Annotated in this window: 10 protein-coding genes; 5 read left to right on the forward strand and 5 right to left on the reverse strand. The window is 28.1% G+C overall.

The window, feature by feature from the left end; genetic code table 11:
* Positions 1 to 273: 273 nt before the first annotated feature.
* The gene (locus FMAG_RS09560; protein WP_005886234.1) at positions 274 to 1,467 is read left to right on the forward strand and encodes an MFS transporter; all 1,194 of its coding nucleotides are present in this window, start codon (positions 274 to 276) and stop codon (positions 1,465 to 1,467) included.
* Between the two features lie 9 nt (positions 1,468 to 1,476).
* Positions 1,477 to 3,033: an ABC-F family ATP-binding cassette domain-containing protein gene (locus tag FMAG_RS09565; protein ID WP_005886235.1), complete on the forward strand. Its 1,557-nt coding sequence runs from the start codon at positions 1,477 to 1,479 to the stop codon at positions 3,031 to 3,033.
* 119 nt (positions 3,034 to 3,152) lie between these two features.
* Here the strand turns inward: FMAG_RS09565 and FMAG_RS09570 are convergent, their stop codons facing one another.
* Positions 3,153 to 3,590: an ACT domain-containing protein gene (locus FMAG_RS09570; RefSeq protein WP_005886236.1), complete on the reverse strand. Its 438-nt coding sequence runs from the start codon at positions 3,588 to 3,590 to the stop codon at positions 3,153 to 3,155.
* Between the two features lie 161 nt (positions 3,591 to 3,751).
* Between FMAG_RS09570 and sstT the strand changes: the two genes are divergently transcribed.
* Entirely contained in the window at positions 3,752 to 4,999 is a 1,248-nt protein-coding gene (gene sstT, locus FMAG_RS09575) for a serine/threonine transporter SstT (RefSeq protein WP_005886237.1), read from the forward strand.
* Positions 5,000 to 5,044: 45 nt separating this feature from the next.
* Here sstT and FMAG_RS09580 read toward each other — a convergent pair whose 3' ends face one another.
* The 4 genes from FMAG_RS09580 to FMAG_RS09595 form a co-directional block, all read right to left on the reverse strand.
* Complete coding sequence (locus FMAG_RS09580) at positions 5,045 to 6,211, reverse strand: dicarboxylate/amino acid:cation symporter (RefSeq protein WP_005886239.1); 1,167 nt, start codon at positions 6,209 to 6,211, stop codon at positions 5,045 to 5,047.
* A gap of 74 nt (positions 6,212 to 6,285) precedes the next feature.
* The gene (locus FMAG_RS09585; RefSeq protein WP_005886242.1) at positions 6,286 to 7,575 is read right to left on the reverse strand and encodes an L-cysteine desulfidase family protein; all 1,290 of its coding nucleotides are present in this window, start codon (positions 7,573 to 7,575) and stop codon (positions 6,286 to 6,288) included.
* A gap of 53 nt (positions 7,576 to 7,628) precedes the next feature.
* On the reverse strand, positions 7,629 to 9,179 hold the full coding sequence (locus FMAG_RS09590; protein WP_005886244.1) for an AbgT family transporter: 1,551 nt from the start codon (positions 9,177 to 9,179) through the stop codon (positions 7,629 to 7,631).
* 179 nt (positions 9,180 to 9,358) lie between these two features.
* A complete protein-coding gene (locus FMAG_RS09595; protein ID WP_005886247.1) occupies positions 9,359 to 11,125 on the reverse strand; it encodes a sigma-54 interaction domain-containing protein in 1,767 nt (588 codons plus the stop codon).
* 132 nt (positions 11,126 to 11,257) lie between these two features.
* Between FMAG_RS09595 and FMAG_RS09600 the strand changes: the two genes are divergently transcribed.
* Both FMAG_RS09600 and nagE read left to right on the forward strand, forming a co-directional pair.
* On the forward strand, positions 11,258 to 12,049 hold the full coding sequence (locus FMAG_RS09600; protein WP_005886248.1) for a Cof-type HAD-IIB family hydrolase: 792 nt from the start codon (positions 11,258 to 11,260) through the stop codon (positions 12,047 to 12,049).
* 165 nt (positions 12,050 to 12,214) lie between these two features.
* Positions 12,215 to 13,675 (forward strand): N-acetylglucosamine-specific PTS transporter subunit IIBC, encoded by a 1,461-nt coding sequence (gene nagE / locus FMAG_RS09605; RefSeq protein WP_005886249.1) that lies wholly within the window; start codon positions 12,215 to 12,217, stop codon positions 13,673 to 13,675.
* Positions 13,676 to 14,016 lie beyond the last annotated feature (341 nt).

Consider the following 14,016-nt stretch of genomic DNA (forward strand, 5'->3'; position numbering starts at 1 on the left):
TATAGAAGGAAATTAAAATGAATAATGTAAAAATAGATGAGCTAAAAAGAAAAATGTGCTCTATACAATTGTCAAGATGAAACATTGTATGGAGCTAAAACTGAAAGTATAAAACTTTCCTATTTCATCAAAAATAGTATTGAAAAGATATATTTGAGTATATCAATTTTGTGATGTCTATTTTTGAAGAAAGATTTAAAATTAAAGGCTACAGCAATGTTTTGTTGTGGCTTTTATTTTGCTTAAAAATTAAGAATAGGAAGGTAATAGATTATGAAAAATTGGAAAAAAGTAGCAAAGAAATTTATAGTAGCACAATCAATTTCTTTATTTGGCTCATCAATAGTTCAGTATGGAATTATATGGTATTTGACATTGGAAACAGGTTCAGCTAAAATTCTAACATTAACAACATTGTGTGGTTTTTTACCACAAATGTTAATATCATTTTTTTCAGGAACTTTGATAGATAAATATAATAGAAAATCTATTTTAATAGTTTCAGATAGTATTATAGCAATTTCTACATTTCTTTTAGCAATCTCATTTTTTCTAGGAGAAAGAAATTATAATCTATTGTTTGTAGTATTAATAATTCGTTCATTTGGAACTGGAGTACAGACTCCAACTGTAAATACTATAATTCCTCAAATTGTACCTGAGGAAAAATTATTTAGAGTGAATGGAATATATAGCACTATTTCTTCAGTTATAAATTTTTTATCTCCAGTTATAAGTGGAATAGTATTGAGTTTAAGCACAATAGAGTTTACTTTAATGATAGATATTATTACAGCAATTATTGGAATTTTAATAACAATAACATTGAATTTAAAACTTTTTTCTAGAGAAGCTAAGAATAAAAAGAATGATTTTTTTATAGAGTTAAAGTTTGGAATAATGTATATAATCAAAAATAAAAGTTTAAAATACCTTTTTTTATATCAGTTTATAATACTGTTTTTAATAAGTCCATCAGCATTTTTAAATCCATTATTAGTGAATAGGACCTTTGGAATGGAGGTTTGGAGGTTTAGTTTTACTGAGATGACATATAGTTTTGGAATGATATTGGGAGGAATTTTTATAACTAAATTAAAAAAAGATTTAGGATTGAAAATAACACTTTTATCTGGAATAATGTATGGTTTATTTATGGTAGGATTAGGAAGTATGAGATATTTTATTTTGTATCTATTGATTAATACTATGATGGGCTTTACTTCTCCATGTTATTCAACACCAATTATAACAACTATTCAAAGGAGAGTAGATAATAGTATTCAGGGAAGAGTTTTTAGTTTTTTACAAATAGTAAATACTTGTTCTTTGCCATTGGGAATGAGTTTTTTCGGTCCAATAGCTGATATTATAAGAATCCAAGATATATTTGTAATTTCAGGAATATTAGTTATAATTTTATCACTTGTATTTCATATAAAAAATATTTTAAAAATAGAGAGTTAAGGAGAGGATATGAGTATATTAGATGTAAAAAATGTCAGCCATGGTTTTGGTTCTAGAGTAATATTAGAAGATGCTTCTTTTAGACTTTTAAAAGGAGAACATATAGGACTTGTAGGAGCTAATGGAGAGGGAAAAACAACATTTTTAAATATAATTACTGGGAATCTTATGCCAGATGAGGGAACAGTTACTTGGTGTAATCATATTACTACTGGCTATTTAGACCAATATAGTACTTTAGAAAAAGGAAAAACTATTAGAGATATTTTAAAGTCAGCTTTTAATCATATGTTTGAATTAGAACAAGAGATGATGGGATTATATGAAAAAATGGGAGATTGTACTCCTGAAGAGATGGATGCTCTTATGGAAGAGGTAGGAGAGATTCAAAGTATCTTAGACAGTGGAGATTTTTACTCTTTAGATTCTAAAATAGAAGAGTATGCTAAAGGACTTGGGCTTATGGATATAGGTCTTGAAAGAGATGTATCAGAACTTTCTGGAGGACAGAGAGCTAAGATATTACTAGCTAAAGTTTTATTAGAAAATCCAATGATATTAATATTAGATGAGCCTACAAACTTTTTAGATGAAAATCATATAGAGTGGTTAAAGAACTTCTTACAAAATTATGAGAATGCTTTTATATTAGTATCACATGATATTCCATTTTTAAACTCTGTTGTAAATGTTATTTATCATGTGGAGAATGCTGTATTGACTCGTTATACTGGAGATTACTATCAATTTAGAGAGATGTATGAATTAAAGAAAAGACAATTAGAGCAAGCATATAAAAAACAACAGAAAGAGATAGAGCATCTAAAAGATTTTATAGCTCGTAATAAAGCTAGAGTTGCTACTACAAACCTTGCTAAAGATAGGCAAAGAAAACTGGATAGAATGGAGATTATAGAAATAGCTAAGGAAAAACCAAAACCAACTTTTGGATTTAGTTCAGCTAGAACTCCAAGTAGAGAAGTTATAACAGTAAAAGATTTAGTTATTGGATATAATGACCCTCTTACAAAACCTCTTAACTTTACTATTGAAAGAAATCAAAAAATAGCTATTAAAGGTGTAAATGGACTTGGAAAATCTACTCTATTAAAAACTTTATTAGGAAAGATAAAACCTATATCTGGAGAAATAGAACATGGACAATTTTTAGAAATTGGATATTTTGAACAAGAGGAAAAAGCAGGAAATACTACTACAGCTTTAGATGAGATATGGAATGAGTTTCCAAGTATGACTAATGCTGAAGTAAGAGCTGCTCTTGCTAAATGTGGTTTAACTACTAATCATATAACAAGTCAGATGCAAGTATTATCTGGAGGAGAAAATGCTAAGGTACGTCTATGTAAACTTATGCTTAGAGAGATTAATTTGCTTGTTTTAGACGAACCAACTAATCACTTGGATATAGATGCCAAAGAAGAGCTAAAAAGAGCTTTAAAAGAGTTTAAAGGAACAATAGTATTAGTTAGTCACGAGCCAGATTTTTATATGGATGTAGTAACAGAAGTTTGGAATGTAGAAGATTGGACAACAAAAATAGTATAATTATTACTGCCCGTATACAAATTTAAATAAAAATAATAAAAGAGAAAACTATAGAGATAAATTTTATCAAGTTTAAAATATAGTTTTCTCTTTTTATTTCAAGTAATAATATTTATTATTTACTCTAAAGCTACTAGCTTAGATGAAACAACATATTTGACAGTTTTTAGATTGACTAATATCTCTTCTATTGGTGTTTTAGTATCAGAAATATCCATTGAAATGATGATTGATGCAACTTCATTGATGGGAATATTTTGATTAATAGTAATAATATTACATTCAACAGAGTATAAAAAATTTAAAATTTCAGAAAGAGCTCCTTTTTTATCTTCAAGCATTATTGAAATAAGTGCTTTTCTTCCAATATTACTATCTGAAGGAGAAAAAACAAAATCTTTATATTTATAATATGTACTTCTACTTATTCCAACTTCCTTAACAGCTTCACTAACATTTTGAAATTTCCCATCTCTTAGAAGAGTTCTAGCTTCAATAACTTTTTCAAAATAATCTGGTAAGATAGCTTTATCAACAATTAGATACTTTCCCTTCATAAAAGACCTCCTATAAACTTTTATAATCAGAGTATAGCTTTAAAATAATATTTTGTCCATATTAAAAATAAAAAAAACTTGCATAAAATAAAATATTATGATATATTGTCTTTTATATAAAAACACGTGTTTCTAAAATGAAGACAAAGGAGAGAATTACAATGAAAGAAATATACATAAAATGGCATAAAATAAGTCTTATTAAAAGAATAATTTTGGGAATTTTTATGGGAATATTGTTGGTTTTAGTAGCTCCAGAAAAAGCTAGTGGAATTGTTATATTAGGAGATTTATTTGTTGGTGCACTTAAGGCAATAGCTCCTATACTTGTTTTTTTCTTAGTTATGGTAGCAGTATTACAGCATAAAAAAGGTCAGAAGTCTAATATGAAATCAATAGTAGTTTTATATCTTTTAGGAACTTTTTTAGCAGCTGTAGTAGCAGTAGTTGGAAGTTTTATTTTTCCTGTTGAGTTAATTTTAAAAGCTACTGAAGGTTCAATTGCTCCTCCTGAAAATATATATGGAGTTTTAAAAGGACTTCTTATGAATCTAGTAGATAATCCTATGAATGCATTACTTAAGGGAAATTATATAGGAATTCTATTTTGGAGTATACTTTTTGGAGGCTTTTTAAGAGATGGAAAAGAGAGTACAAAACAGGCTTTGATTGATATATCTGAGGTAATTTTAAAAACAGTAAAAACTGTTATTGAGTTTGCACCTTTTGGGATAATGGGACTTATATTTAATTCTATGAAAACAAGTGGAATTACTAGTTTATTTGCTTATGGGAAATTAATTATTTTATTACTTGGATGTATGACTTTTGTAACTTTTATTGTAAATCCTTTAATAGCTTGGATTATGATTAGACAAAATCCATTTCCATTGGTGTTTAAATGTTTAAAATATAGTGGAGTAACAGCTTTCTTTACAAGAAGTTCTGCAGCTAATATTCCTGTTAATATGAATTTATGTGAAGAATTAGGATTAGATAAAGATATGTATTCAGTATCAATTCCTTTAGGAGCAACTATAAATATGGCTGGAGCAGCTATTACAATATCTGTGTTTACTTTAAGTGCAGCTCATACTTTAGGAATTGAAGTAGATATATTTTCAGCTATACTTTTAAGTGTTCTTTCAGCTATTAGTGCTTGTGGTGCTTCAGGAGTAGCTGGAGGCTCTCTTTTACTAATTCCTTTAGCTTGTAGTTTATTTGGTATTCCTAATGATATCGCTATACAAGTTGTTGGAGTTGGATTTATAATTGGAGTTATTCAAGATTCTTGTGAAACAGCTTTAAATTCATCTACTGATGTATTATTTACAAGTATTGCTGAATATGCTAATTGGAGAAAAGAGGGCAAAACTATAATTTTTAATAAGTTAGAAAGTGTAAAATAGTAAAAAAGAGGAAAGTTATAATTTACTTTCCTCTTTTAATTGCAATTATTTAGCTAAATCTTTTTTAAAAATTCCATTTAACATAAGTGCCAAAGCTCCATCTCCAACTACGTTACAAGCAGTTCCAAAGCTATCTTGTAAAGCAAAAATTGTAAGCATCAAAGCAACTCCACTGTCGTCAAATCCTAATACAGATATAATGATTCCAAGTGAAGCCATTACTGTTCCTCCGGGAACTCCAGGTGCTCCAACAGCAAATATTCCTAATAAAATTATAAATAGTACCATAGTTCCTAAAGCTGGTAATTGTCCATATAGAACTTGTGATACAGTCATAACAAAGAATACCTCAGTTAATACTGAACCACAAAGGTGAACTGTTGATCCTAAAGGAATAGCAAAGTTTGCTATATCATCATCTAAAACTTGTGATTTTTTAGCACAACTTAATGCAACTGGTAATGTAGCTGCTGATGACATAGTTCCTACAGCTGTTAAATAAGCTGGTCCATAGAATTTTAATAAACTGAATGGATTTTTTCCTGATACAGCTCCACCTATAGAGTATAGAACAGTTAACCAAATAAAATGCCCTATTAAAACTATAACTACAACTTTTAAGAATACAGGTAGTTGTTTTGTAATTCCACCTTCATAAGCTAATGTAGCAAATGTAGAAGCTATAAAGAATGGTAATATAGGAATAATAATAGCATATACAAGTTTTAACATGATATTATTAAATTCATCTAATAATCTTTCAAAGTTCTCAGATTTTGTCCAAACTACAGCAAGTCCTAAGAAAAGAGCTAATACAAGAGCTGACATAACAGAGAATACTGGTGGTATTTCTACTTTAAATATCATTTCAGGTAATTCTCTTAAACCTTCAACTGTAGATACAATGTTTAATTTAGGAATTAAAGTATAACCAGCAATCATAGAGAAAAATGCTGCTCCAACAGATGAAGTATATGCAAGTAATAACATTACTCCTAACATTTTACTAGCATTAGATTTCATCTTAGTTATAGCTGGTGCTATAAATCCTAAAATAATTAATGGTACAGTAAAGTTAATTAACTGTCCTAATACAAATTTGATAGATTGGATTACTCCAATTACAGATTCGTTACAGAATAAACCTATAACAAGACCTGCAATAACCCCTAGAATTAGCTTAATAATTAAGCTATCCTTCATTTTAGCCATAAAAATTCCTCCTTAAAATTAAATATAACATTAAAATTATTTAATGACTAGATAGATTCATATAAGTAATGCTATTAGATATTTTTAATCATTATATCTAGTATAACTTCGTCAGTTATTTTCATACCTTCTTGTCCTAATATTCCAACATGTTTTATAGTTTTTTCTACATCTTTTCCTACTATTCCTTCTCCAAATTCAAATTTTCTATCTTTTGAAGCTGCATAGTAAGCATCAAAAGCTGCAGATATTCCACTTGCTATTTTAGTAGCACATGAACTTTTTGCACCATCACAGATTACTCCTGACATAGTTCCTAGTGTAGTTTCAATAGCATATCCTATTTGTTTTAATGATAATCCAGATAGAAATGAGATAGCTCCAGCTACTCCAGCACTTGCACAGATAGCCCCACAGTAAGCTGATAATCTTCCTATATTTGATTTTATATGAATAGTTGTCATATGAGAGAAGAATAATCCTCTTATCATATCTTCTTTTGATAATCCTTTTTCTTGGCAGAATTTTATTACTGGTAATGAACAAGTCATTCCTTGGTTTCCACTTCCACTTGTTGTAACTACAGGTAGAGAACATCCATTCATTCTAGCATCACTTCCAGCACTTGCAAAGCTAGCCATTTTGTTTCTTAGGTCGTTTCCATAAACTCCCTCTTCCATTCCCTCTTTTATAGTTTTTCCAATAGCTATTCCATAAGTATTAGTTAATCCTTCATTAGCAATAGCAGAGTTATAATCTATAACTTTTTGGAAAGTTGCTTCGATTAGAGATAAATCTATTGTTTTAGCAAGATTATAGATTAATTCTACTGATAAGAATGTTCTATCAGTCATAACATCTTCTGAACAAACTTCATCACAAGAACATCCTTTAATCTCTACACCATTTTTTATAATTTTAGTTATATTAGTATGATAATGTTGAATTTCAACAGTAGCAGTATCGTTTCCATAAGTTCCTTCTAATCTGATGTATAGTTTGATATCTCCTTCATTTAAGAAAACATTAACTTTTTTATCCTCTATATATTTTTTTACTTCAGGAAGACGAGATTTATCAACATGTGCTATAACCATAAGCTCTTTAGAAGAATCTCCTAAGATAGCTCCCATAGCTGTAGAAGCTTCTATTCCTACCATTCCATCAGAGTTAGGTATTTTTACACTTTTAACATTTTTTACTATATTTCCTGAAAGATAAGCATCTATTTTTTCAGGTACATTTCCTAAAATATTTGTTAATTTAGCAGCAGCATAAGCTATTGCTATTGGTTCTGTACATCCTTCAGCAGGTACTAACTCTTCTTTTAAAATACTTAAAACTTTTTCTGTTATTTTTTCCATAAATTTTCTCTCCTTTTATTTTATTACTATTAAAATTAAAATTTGTCAATATTTTAAATTGAATAAAAAAGTCCTCCACCTATTCCAAGAGGTAATCCTAATAAGAACCAAATAATAAGTAATACAATCCAACCTAATAAAAATGCTATTGAATAAGGAATCATTAGAGAAACAAGAGTTCCCATTCCACTTTTCTTATCGTATTTTTGTGCAAAAGCCACAACTAATGGGAAAAATGGCATAAGTGGTGCAATAACATTTGTACATGAATCTCCAACTCTATAAGCTGCTTGAGTTAATTCAGGAGAAAAACCAATTCTCATAAACATAGGTACAAATATAGGTGCCATAATAGCCCATTTAGCAGAGTCAACAGCTATAAAAATATTTATAATAGCAGTCATAACAATAAAAGCAAATATTAAAGGAATACCTACAAAACCTGTATTTTGTAAGAATTCAGCTCCTTTAACTGAAAGTATTATTCCTAAATTTGAATAGTTAAAGAATACTACAAATTGAGCTGCGAAGAAAATAAGTACCATAAATCCAGATAAATTATTTATAGACTTTGTCATAAGCTCTATTACATCTTTATCAGATTTTATTTTTCTAGAACCTATTCCATAGAATATACCAGGTATCATAAAGAATAAAGACATTAAAAATACAATACCACTCATAAAAGGCGAACGTAATAATTCTCCAGTTTGTGGATTTCTTAAAAGTGCATTTTCAGGTAAAACTAATAATCCAACAACAATAAAAAATACAATTAAACTAATTAAAGCAAATTTCATACCTCTTTTTTCATCTAGAGATATATCATTAACTTTTACTTCTTCTTCAGGAATATATTTTCCAAGTCTAGGTTCAATAATCTTTTCTGTAACTAGTGTTCCAATAAATGTAATTAAGAAAGTAGAAGCAACCATAAAATACCAGTTTCCAGTAGGAAGAACAGTATATGTTGGATCAATCATTCTAGCAGCTTCAGTAGACATTCCAGCAAAAACAGGGTCATTTGTTCCTATTAAAAGATTTGCACTCCAACCACCAGAAACTCCTGCAAAAGTAGCCGCAAGTCCTGCTATTGGATGTCTTCCAAAACTCATAAATAGAATAGCTCCTAAAGGAACTAGCATAACATAACCAGTTGATGAAGCAACGTTTGACATTATTCCTAAAAAAATGACAGTAGCAGTTACAGCTTTTTTAGGTGTTATAGCAACTATTTTTTTTAGAACAGCTTCCATAAATCCACTTCCATCAGCAACTCCAACTCCCATAATAATAGTAAATACAGTTCCAAGAGCTATAAAGCTAGTAAAGTTATTAATAATAGAAGTATACATATATCTAATACTATCAGCTGATAAAAGATTAACTGCTATTGTTTCCTTTGTAATTAAAGTTTTAGTAGCAGTATCATAAGTTTCATAAGAAACCTTTAATCCAGCTTTAGCTGCTAACCAAGATATAATAATTAAAACAAGAGTAAATATAATAAACATAGTTGTTGGATGAGGTAAACCATTTCCTATTTTTTCAACTTTGTCTAAAGCTTTGAGAATAAATCCTTCTCTTTTGCTTTTATTTGTCATAAAAACCTCCTAAAAATATAAAATAAGTTCATATATCATAAAATAAGCAAAAAATATGCCAAATAAAAAATTATAAAATTCTTAAAATATAGAATAAGAGTATAAATTATTAAGTATTTTAATTTTCAAAATGAAAATTTTTTCAAAATGAAAAAAGAGTAATTTTTCAAAATGAAAAACTACTCAATTCCAAATCTTTTTAATTTTCTATATAATGTTGTTAAACCTATTCCTATTTTTTCAGAAATAATTTTTTTCCCTTCAGTTGTATTTCCAAATTTTTCTAATCCTTGTAAAATATAGTTTTTTTCAATAATATCAAAATTTTCAAAATCATCAGAAGGATTTTTTATTATTATTTGTGAACTTTTAGGAGGATTTGATACTGATTTTTTAGAAATATTCTCTGGAAGAAGGGAACTATTTAGGATACTACTATTTCCACTAATGTTAAACATTAACTCAATAACATTTTCTAATTCACGTACATTACCAGGCCAATCGTATGAAAGAAAGGCTTGCTTTACTTCATCATCAATAGAAATAATATTTTTTCCAGAGATACGATTATATTTTTTTATTAATTTTTCAATTATTGGTAGAATATCCTCTTTTCTTTCTCTTAAAGGTAAAAGTTTAAAAGGAATAACATTCAATCTATAGTATAAATCACTTCTAAATTTTTGTTCTTTAATTTTTTCTTCTAGATTTACATTTGTTGCAGCAATTATTTTTATGTCTAAATCAATACTTTTATTAGAACCAATTCTTTCTATTTTTTTCTCTTGAATAACTCTTAAAATTTTAGCTTGTAAGTATAATGGCATGTCACCTATTTCATCTAAAAATATTACTCCAGTATTAGCTAATTCAAATTTTCCTATTCTTCCATTATTATTAGCACCAGTAAAGGCACCTTTTACATATCCAAACAATTCACTTTCTAGTAATGAATCTGGAATAGCAGAACAATTTATAACAACAAAAGGTTTATTTTTTCTATTACTATGTGAGTGTAACGAACGAGCTACTAATTCTTTACCTGTACCACTTTCACCAGTTATAAGAACAGTGGAAGAAGTATCTGCTATTTTTAAAATATTTTCTTTTAATTTTTTTGTAGCTTCAGAATTTCCATATATATCATTTAATGAGATAACATTGTTGTTAGTAATTTCAGCAATATTTTCATTTATTTTTTTTATATCTTCAAATATAAAAGCAGAATTTTTTCTATTATCAAAGGAAGTTAAAGATATTTTTTTCCCAACAACTGTAAAATCTTTATTATTAATAGAAAGCTTAAATACTTCTTCATTCATTAGATAATCATTTTGAGTAATGATTATAATTTTTTTTCCAACACATTGAAATTTAAGATTAAGCTTTTCAATAGCGATTGGATTTATACTTACTATTGTATTATCCTTATCTATAATAATTACACCTTTGTTAATATTTTCTAAGATAGTTTTTAATGTATTTTCTTGGTCTTTTTGTAAAAGATTTTCTTGATATTCAAAAAATTTTATTCCGATAAACTCTGCAATTTGTTTTGTAAAATGAAGATAGGATTCACAATTTGCTAAAATCTTATTTTTTTGCTCATCATTAAAACAAACTAATCCTAGTACTCCTATAATTTCTTTGTGACAATAGATAGGAGTAGAGATTTCTAATTTCTCTTTACAATTTTTCTTATCTTTACATTGAGTACATAGAGTATGTAATCTTGGGTTTTCAATAATATGGGTTTTACCAGTTTCTAAAGTATTTTTATAAACACTTCCTAAAGCATAAACACCATCAATGTTTTTATAAAGACCAGTTCCAGTAACTCTAAACATATTTTTATCAACTACCCCAACATCAACATTTAATAAATTTGAAATAATATTTATATATCTATTGACATCTTCTTTGATATTTAGTAAAGAAACCTCCATTTTTTCCTCCATAAAATAGTAGTATATTACATTTTACCATAAACTCTAAATAAAATAAATAGTAGAAAGCTTATTGACAAAATTAAATAAAAATAGTACTTTTAGAATAGAAAAAAGATGATGGAGGAGAGTATGAAATTAATAGTTACAGATTTAGATGGAACTTTATTATCAGATGAAAAGAAAGTATCAGAATACAATATAGAAATTTTAAATAGAGCAGTAAAAGAGAAAGAGATAGAATTAGTAGTAGCTTCTGGAAGAGATATCTATAGTATAAAAAACTTAACTAAAGATTTAAAAATAAAATACTATATTTGCTTTAATGGAGCTAAAATTTATAATGATGATAAACTTATTTATAAAGAGGCTATTGATGAAAAGATTTGTGAAGATATATTAAAAAAAGGAATGGAATTAAATTTAAAGTTTAGTGCAACATCAGAAAATGAAATACATTATACAAAGATGGACAATGAATATACAAGATTGGAAAATGGAAAAGATAAATTAAAGTCTTTTTATTTAAAAAGTAAGGAGGATATTAAACAAAGAAATTTTGAAAAAATAGTATTTGTAGGTTTAGAAGTAGAACTTACACAATTAAGAAATTATGTTGAAAAAAAATATGGCAATAAAGTAAATACATTTTATTCAGGAAGTGGTGTGCTTGATATAGTAAATAAAAAATGTAGTAAAGGAACAGCAGTAGAAGAAATAGCAACTCTTTTAAATATAGATAAATCTAAAATAATAGCTTTTGGTGATAATGAAAATGATATTTCAATGTTAGAATTAGTTGGACATCCAGTGATAATGGAAAATTCTAGAGAAGATTTAAAAAAGAAAAAATACTATAAAACAGTTTCTAATAACAATGATGGAGTAGGTAAATATATAAATGATAATATTTTAAATAAATAATCATCATTTATAATATTAAAATTGAACATATAGTTAATAAAAAAGATGGAAAAACGAAAATAAATATAGAAAAAAATAAAAAGTTGTGCTATAATTCAAGTAATGAAAAAAAATTTCGTAGTACTTAAAACTTATTGAAATATAAATGAAAAAGGAGGAAGTTTTATGTTTAGTTACTTACAAAAAATTGGTAAAGCTTTAATGGTTCCAGTAGCAGTATTACCAGCTGCAGCTATTCTAATGGGAATAGGATACTGGATTGACCCAGTAGGTTGGGGAGCAAATAGTCAGCTTGCAGCATTTTTAATAAAAGCAGGAGCTGCAATAATAGATAATATGCCTATTTTATTTGCTGTTGGTGTTGCATTTGGACTTTCAAAAGATAAAAATGGTGCTGCTGCATTAGCAGGATTAGTAGCTTTTGAAGTTGTTACTACTTTACTTTCAGTTGGAGCTGTTGCACAAATGACAGGTGTTCCAGCAGATCAAGTTTCTCCAGCATTTGGAAAAATAAACAACCAATTTATAGGAATACTTTGTGGAGTTGTAGCAGGAGAGTTATACAATAAATTCCATACATTAGAATTACCTAAATTCTTAGCTTTCTTTAGTGGAAAAAGATTTGTTCCAATTATAACATCAGTTGTAATGTTAGTAGTTTCATTTATTTTATTATATATTTGGCCAATTATTTATGCTGGACTAGTAGGATTTGGAATATCTATCGCTAAATTAGGACCAGTAGGAGCAGGAGTTTATGGATTCTTCAACAGACTATTAATTCCAGTAGGATTACACCACGCATTAAACTCAGTATTCTGGTTTAACGTTGCTGGTATCAATGATATAGGAAGATTCTGGGGAGATCCAGCAGCAGCTTATGCAGGATTACCAGAAGCTGTAGAGGGAGCTTACCATGTAGGAATGTATCAAGCAGGATTCTTCCCAATTATGATGTTTGGATTATTAGGAGCATGTTTAGCATTTATAAAAACAGCAAAACCAGCTAATAAAGAAAAAATAAAATCTATAATGTTAGCAGCAGGGTTTGCTAGTTTCTTTACTGGAGTAACAGAACCAATAGAGTTTGCATTTATGTTTGTTGCACCAGGATTATATTTATTACATGCAGTTTTAACAGGAATATCAGTATTTTTAGCTGCATCTTTAAACTGGATGGCAGGATTTGGTTTCTCAGCAGGATTAGTAGACTTCGTATTATCATTACGTAATCCAAATGCTAATAGTCCAATAATGTTAATAGTTTTAGGAATTGTATTTTTCGTAATTTACTATGTAGTATTTACATTTGTAATTAATAAATTTAATGTAAAAACTCCAGGAAGAGAAGATGAAGAACTAGTAGAAGTAGTAGCAGAAGGTGGAGTAAATGCACATACAGCAGTAGCAGTAGCATTGTTACCATTATTAGGAGGAAAAGAAAATCTAGTAACAATAGATAACTGTACTACAAGATTAAGATTAGAGGTTGCTGACAGTTCAAAAGTAAATGATGCAGAAATTAAAAAGATAGCAGCAGGAATTATTAAAAAAGGAAATGCAGTACAAGTAATAATAGGGCCACATGTAGAATTTGTTGCAACTGAATTAAAAAAATTAGTATAGTATTTTAAGTAAAAATTATTATTTAAAAGTAGATAAAAGAAGGGGAAAAGCTCCTTCTTTTATTTTTTATAAATTTTTTAAAAAAAGTATTGACGAAAAATATTATTTGTGGTAATATATACCTTGTCCGCGAGAGAGCGGAACTGATGAATAAGGACATTAGCAACAGAATAGAGAAAGACAATTAATGCAAACACAACAATAAATTGGTGTAAAATAATCAGTAAATTTTGCTGAGTTATATAGATTGAACGAAGAGTTTGATCCTGGCTCAGGATGAACGCTGACAGAATGCTTAACACATGCAAGTCTACTTGATCCTTCGGGTGATGGTGGCGGAC

It is taken from the genome of Fusobacterium mortiferum ATCC 9817, from assembly GCF_000158195.2.
GTDB lineage: Bacteria > Fusobacteriota > Fusobacteriia > Fusobacteriales > Fusobacteriaceae > Fusobacterium_A > Fusobacterium_A mortiferum.